Source organism: Methanomethylovorans sp. (assembly GCF_041305605.1).
GTDB lineage: Archaea > Halobacteriota > Methanosarcinia > Methanosarcinales > Methanosarcinaceae > Methanomethylovorans.
Genome location: NZ_JBFYLB010000003.1, coordinates 1 through 5,323 on the forward strand (window position 1 = coordinate 1; position 5,323 = coordinate 5,323).

Below are 5,323 nucleotides of genomic sequence, written 5' to 3' on the forward strand. Positions count from 1 at the left end.
AGGGGAGAACTGGATGCTTTGATAGATGAGCGTATTCGCTACACCGTGAAATATGCTGGGGATAAGTCCCCATTCTATAGAAAATGGTTCAAAGAGCATGGCATTTCACCTTCCGGGATCCGGTCCCATGAAGATCTGCTGGAACTGCCTATCATCAATGGCAGCACTATAAGAGAACATCAGCCGCCCGTAACCGGGGATTTCGAGTTCAGGACAGGGGACTGGAATGATATCTTCACCATCCATGAAACAAGCGGCACCAGCGGAACTCCAAAAGCGTTCTTCCTCACCTGGGAAGACTGGGAACGTTATGCCGAAAAATATGCTCGCTACTTTGTTTCACAGGGATTCGGACCGGGAGACAGAGTTGTTGTTTGCGCCTCCTATGGTATGAATGTGGGTGCTAACACCATGACATTGGCAGCCCACCACATAGGAATGACCATTATCCCGGAAGGCAAATGCACTTTTCCGGCTAGGATTGTGACTTCATATAAACCCACTGGCATAGTGGGGAGTGTATTCAAACTGTTAAGACTTGCCAATAACATGAAGGAACAGGGACTGGAACCTTCCGAGTCAAGCATCCGGCGGCTTGTGGTAGGCGGGGAAAGCTTTGCGGAAGAAGCACGCAAGTACCTTGCCGAAGTGTGGGATTGCGATGTGTACAACAACTATGGCAGCACGGAAGGCACTATGTGCGGGGAATGTGCAGACCTTAATGGCCTGCATGTATCAGAGGACATGGTACATCTGGATGTATATGATCCGCACATGGATAAATTCGTCAGGGACGGGGAATGCGGCAGGATCGTACTTACTACCTTGCTTCCGGTAGGTGCCAGGTGTGGTACCCTTCTTCTTAACTATGATACAGAAGATACCACGGTGGTCCTGAGCCGTCAGACCTGTGCCTGTGGTAGGACACACATGAAAATAATGAACCCACAGCGGGAAGCTGAAACCTTCTGGGTTGCGGAAACACCTTTTAACCGCGTGGATGTGGAAAAAGGTGTTTTCCAGAGGGAGAACATGGAATATCTCACAGGCGAGTATGAAGCTTTCCTGTACGGTGGAGAGGACGAAGGGGAAACTGTCATGAGGGTCAGTTTAGAATGCCTCGATCCAGCAACATGTGATAAGCAACTGGTTGAAGAAAATTTCCTGCGTGCCTTCTTCAGTTACAAGAAAAGGCTTGAGAACGCATATCATGACGGAAGTTTCAAGATATTATTCAACTATACTTCTCCCGCAGGGCTGGAGCTGTATCGTATAAAAGGCAGGCCAAAGCGTATTGTGGATCGCAGATAAGCAATATTTATCATTAACTGAAATGATAAACAGTTATTCAGGATCAGATCCACCATCCAAAAATTGTGAGTAGTTCCTTACAGAACTTGGTACAGACTCATGTATATGTGCAGGCCGCCAAGCAAAACCAGGAACCATAACAATGCCACAGGTCTCATCAGTCTGTAAGGTTTTCCCAGAAAGCGCACAGAACCTTTTACTGCGAGATTTATGTATATTACAAGCAGCACCACTAAAAGACCTGCCGTGTGATGTACCCACAGTTCAAGACGGAATTGGTTGCTGATAGGCATCCCTGAGAGAACTGAAAAAGAGGGGAACATTACGAACACAATGCTCAGAAACTGCAAAAGAAGAGCTGCACGCATTAAAACGCAATGGTTTTTCATTTTTTTAGAGTGAGCAAGGTATGAAGAAACTGCCAGCAATAGCAGGATGAAAAACTGCAGCCCTATATGTCCAAAGATCCCGGTAACATCCACCATAAAAACACTCCTGTTGGAGTTCTTTACTATTAAAGGAATATAAGCTTTTTTAGCCTTTTCAGGCTAAGCCGGGAGGCATGCTGAAAGTGCCTTTATAGACCTTAAGACCGTTATCGGAAACAATGAGAATCCAGGGTTCCATACTATGGGCAGTAGCCCTCATTTTTCTTACACGCAGATAACGGTTGGCAGTATTGCCCTGAAAATGCAGGCCCAGCTCGATAATACCATCTGCAAGGAAACCTTCGGTACCCGTCACAGACTGCTCCAAACTTTGATCAGCTTCAGTCTCAAGTATCAGGAACATAGTTATATTTTCTCTGCGCAGGGTCTCAAGGAACCTGTACAGACGTTTTCTCAGATTTATTTGTTCTATATTGAGTAGAGAATACAGCGCACCAAGAGAGTCAAGCGCCACACAGGTACATTTATCCCCAAGTTTCCTTTTGAACTCAATTATATTTTCCTGCAGCAGATTAATTAGGTCATCGGAAAAATCATCATATTGGACCCTGTAATCACTAAAATCGCTTATATGCAAACGCTTCGATACAGAAATGCCCATACTTTCCATGTTCTTAATATGGTTCTCCCTGCTCTGCTCAAGAGTAATGTAGAGGCCATACTCATCTGTGCTGTCAAGGTATTTAGTGAGCATCTGAAAAGTAAAACCTGATTTAAGGGTACCTGCTGCGCCCTTTACAAGGACCACGAAATCCTTTGGGATATCAGTCTCGAATACTTCATTAAGACCATCTATGGTATCTATGAACCTCATATTATCATCAAATCCAAAGCATTATGACAGGGTTATATTCTTCATTTATAGACCACATGATGTTTTATATATTCATGTTGGCTGTTCGATATCCTCGACCTCCGAAGGAAGTAATTTCATCCATCGTTTCAGAAGATGATATTCTTTTTTATCGAGAACCTCAGGATCAAGCTGCAATATCATTCTGGATGAAGATGCCATTATAGTATCGTTGGTCTGTTCTATAAGTTTTACCACAGAACGTACATCATTGAAAAGGGTTAAGAATTCAAGCCCGTCAAGAAGGATGACACCGTCATGTGCCTTGCTGATAAAATCAAATACAGTAGGGAATATTTTGAACAATTCTGATGGATCTATCACCTGCTGACCATGGATCCTGTTCTTGGTCAGCCAGATCATGGGAGTTTTGGTCAGGTTGTATTTGTCTCTGATCTTTTCAGGATTTTGACGAGTGATACATAATCCCGGGGTACCTCTTTTTACAATGTTTGCAAATAATTTATATCCATCTGCAGAGTCATGACTCGGTATAAGGTAAATAAGACCATTTTCCAGGAAAATGTCATCCAGATCACTCTTTTCAGAAACCTCTTCCTTTACGGGGGTTATGAACAGACCCCTCAGTTCAGAACGATCCTGAAGGGTTACGATCATTATCTTATTACCATTATCATCTACCACTGAAGTTGAAACGTTCATTGGAGTATTCTCTCTGTTCTTTTTAATGAAGAAAGTCTCATAATCCTTCTTATCCGTGAACTCGAGCCAGTTTCCACCTGTAATGCTGCTTATGGGTGATCCGACAAGTTCGTCCATCCCATATCCCAATAGTTGCATAGCACTCAGATTCAAGGTTAGGATTTTCTGATTTGAATCTATTGTAAGAGTAGCTATGGGAGAGGCCTTCATCAGATTGTACAGGTATTCGTTTGCCTTTCTCAACTGTTTTTTTTCTTCTATCAAACTATCATGAAGGTGTTTGATCCTCAAAAGAGAACTTACTCGGGTCTTCAGCTCAAGCCTGTCAAGTGGCTTGATAAGAAAATCATCTGCTCCCGCACTGATACCCTGAATACGGTCTTCCTTGCCTGATAATGCGGTCACCATAACGATTGGGATGAATTGAGTTTCAGGTGAACTTTTTAGTTTGTTGCATATAGCATATCCGTTCATGTCCGGCATCATCACATCAAGAAGCACCAGATCCGGTTTTTTTTCTTTTACTATTTCCAGGGCTTCGGTACCTGTGTAGGCTGGAATGATTTCATAATCATTCATCAGGTATGCTTCAAGCAGGTTGATGTTCATCTCCTCATCGTCCACGACAAGGATCTTCGCTCTTTTTTCGCCTTCCATTATATCCTCTGACAAGCACTAGATGACCATATTCTTTTTGCCTGTATGGGACCTGAAGCCATCTGTGTAGTATATAATATATAGATCAACATTTTGAAAAGTTGATTACCGATATCAAATAATAATATGATTTCATTTATATTTTAATCTATATATATCTACCTCTTGGCTGTCACTTGGTCAGGTACTTATATTAAACAAGCCTAAAAAACCTCTGATGCAAACAACTTTGACAGAGAATGCAGACACCATGATCAATAAATTATCCTCTCCTGCCCGGGATATCCGATATCTGCTGGAGAAGGAATACTCAAAAACATCGTCAATAAGATTTGTCGGCGATCACTACCGCCTTGAAAAAAGCGAGAGACATATTCTCACCAGGGTGATAGTACCTCCTAAAACAGCTGTTGCACGTAACAGGAAACGCCTTACTTGCAAAGAAGTTTCAGGAAAGAAGATCCTGGCAGACGGATATAATGTGCTCATTGCAATAGAAAGCATGCTGGGCGGTCATACATTGTGGTTATGCGATGATGGTTTTGTCCGGGACACAAGAGGAGTTTTCAGATCGCACAATAATGCCGATATTACAATTGAAGCTGTAAAGCAGATGTGCTCCATACTTTCAAAATGCAATGTGCCTTTTGTGAAGGTACTGCTGGATTCCCAGATGAGCCAGAGCGGAGAGCTTGCTGCTTTAATAAGGCAGGAACTGGCTTTGTTGTCATTGCAAGGTGAAGTGTCAACCTCTGAACATGCAGATTTCGACCTCAAGCACGCAGATCCCGAATACGTGGTCGCAACTGCAGACGGAGTGATCATCGACGCAGTTGAAAAAGTAATAGATCTGCCTGCAGCTGTTCTTGAAGAAAAGGGTAGCAGGGCAGAGATAATAATTTAATTAAATATTGAGGAGTAAACTGTAAGAGAATGTAAGAATAGAACATGTGATTGAATGAGGTTTGAATTGTATATCTCGCACAGTTGAGGGGGATATAGGTAACACCAAAAAACAGAACTCTTTAAATTTATTTTTATACTCTTTTTTTGATACTTGTGCTAAATAAGTTGTTAAAAAATCAATTGTGATGCTAATTGAAAAAGCAAGAAAAACTGACCTCTTAAAACTATAAAATCTTGTATATTTCTGTTATTGGTGTAGAATCTTTCAAGTAATATTCGAATAGTCCTTTTCCCCATTCTAATGCCTCTTTATCATCACAGAGGACATATTTGGTATCATATTCACCATTGCTTTTTAATAGCCTCATCATAAAGTAATAGTCATTACATGCAAGGCCCACAAAACTCAGATTTCCAACATATACATAAAAATGAAATAACTCACTTTGCATGAGTTTTTCAAATTGTGTGGAGTGCTCAGTTC

At 41.8% G+C, this 5,323-nt stretch carries 6 protein-coding genes; 2 read left to right on the forward strand and 4 right to left on the reverse strand.

Annotated features, from left to right (window positions below; translation table 11 throughout):
• Nucleotides 1–1,311 (forward strand): coenzyme F390 synthetase (ftsA, locus tag ACCM36_RS00100; RefSeq protein WP_370571664.1); only part of this gene is annotated, 1,311 nt, incomplete at its 5' end.
• 77 nt (nt 1,312–1,388) lie between these two features.
• Here the strand turns inward: ftsA and ACCM36_RS00105 are convergent.
• From ACCM36_RS00105 to ACCM36_RS00115, 3 genes are all read right to left on the reverse strand, one after another.
• The gene (locus tag ACCM36_RS00105) at nt 1,389–1,796 is read right to left on the reverse strand and encodes a hypothetical protein (protein WP_370571665.1); all 408 of its coding nucleotides are present in this window, start codon (nt 1,794–1,796) and stop codon (nt 1,389–1,391) included.
• Between the two features lie 58 nt (nt 1,797–1,854).
• Nucleotides 1,855–2,574 (reverse strand): RAD55 family ATPase, encoded by a 720-nt coding sequence (locus ACCM36_RS00110; RefSeq protein WP_370571666.1) that lies wholly within the window; start codon nt 2,572–2,574, stop codon nt 1,855–1,857.
• Nucleotides 2,575–2,646: 72 nt separating this feature from the next.
• The gene (locus tag ACCM36_RS00115) at nt 2,647–3,933 is read right to left on the reverse strand and encodes a DUF835 domain-containing protein (protein WP_370571667.1); all 1,287 of its coding nucleotides are present in this window, start codon (nt 3,931–3,933) and stop codon (nt 2,647–2,649) included.
• Nucleotides 3,934–4,150: 217 nt separating this feature from the next.
• Here ACCM36_RS00115 and ACCM36_RS00120 point away from each other — a divergent pair, with 217 nt between their 5' ends.
• Nucleotides 4,151–4,837 carry a DUF434 domain-containing protein gene (locus ACCM36_RS00120; RefSeq protein WP_370571668.1) on the forward strand — a complete coding sequence of 229 codons (687 nt, stop codon included), beginning with the start codon at nt 4,151–4,153 and terminating at the stop codon, nt 4,835–4,837.
• A 226-nt stretch (nt 4,838–5,063) separates the two neighbouring features.
• On the opposite strand, the gene ACCM36_RS00125 is transcribed toward ACCM36_RS00120, so the two are convergent.
• A partial coding sequence (locus ACCM36_RS00125; protein WP_370571669.1) for a transcriptional regulator FilR1 domain-containing protein occupies nt 5,064–5,323 on the reverse strand: 260 nt, incomplete at its 5' end.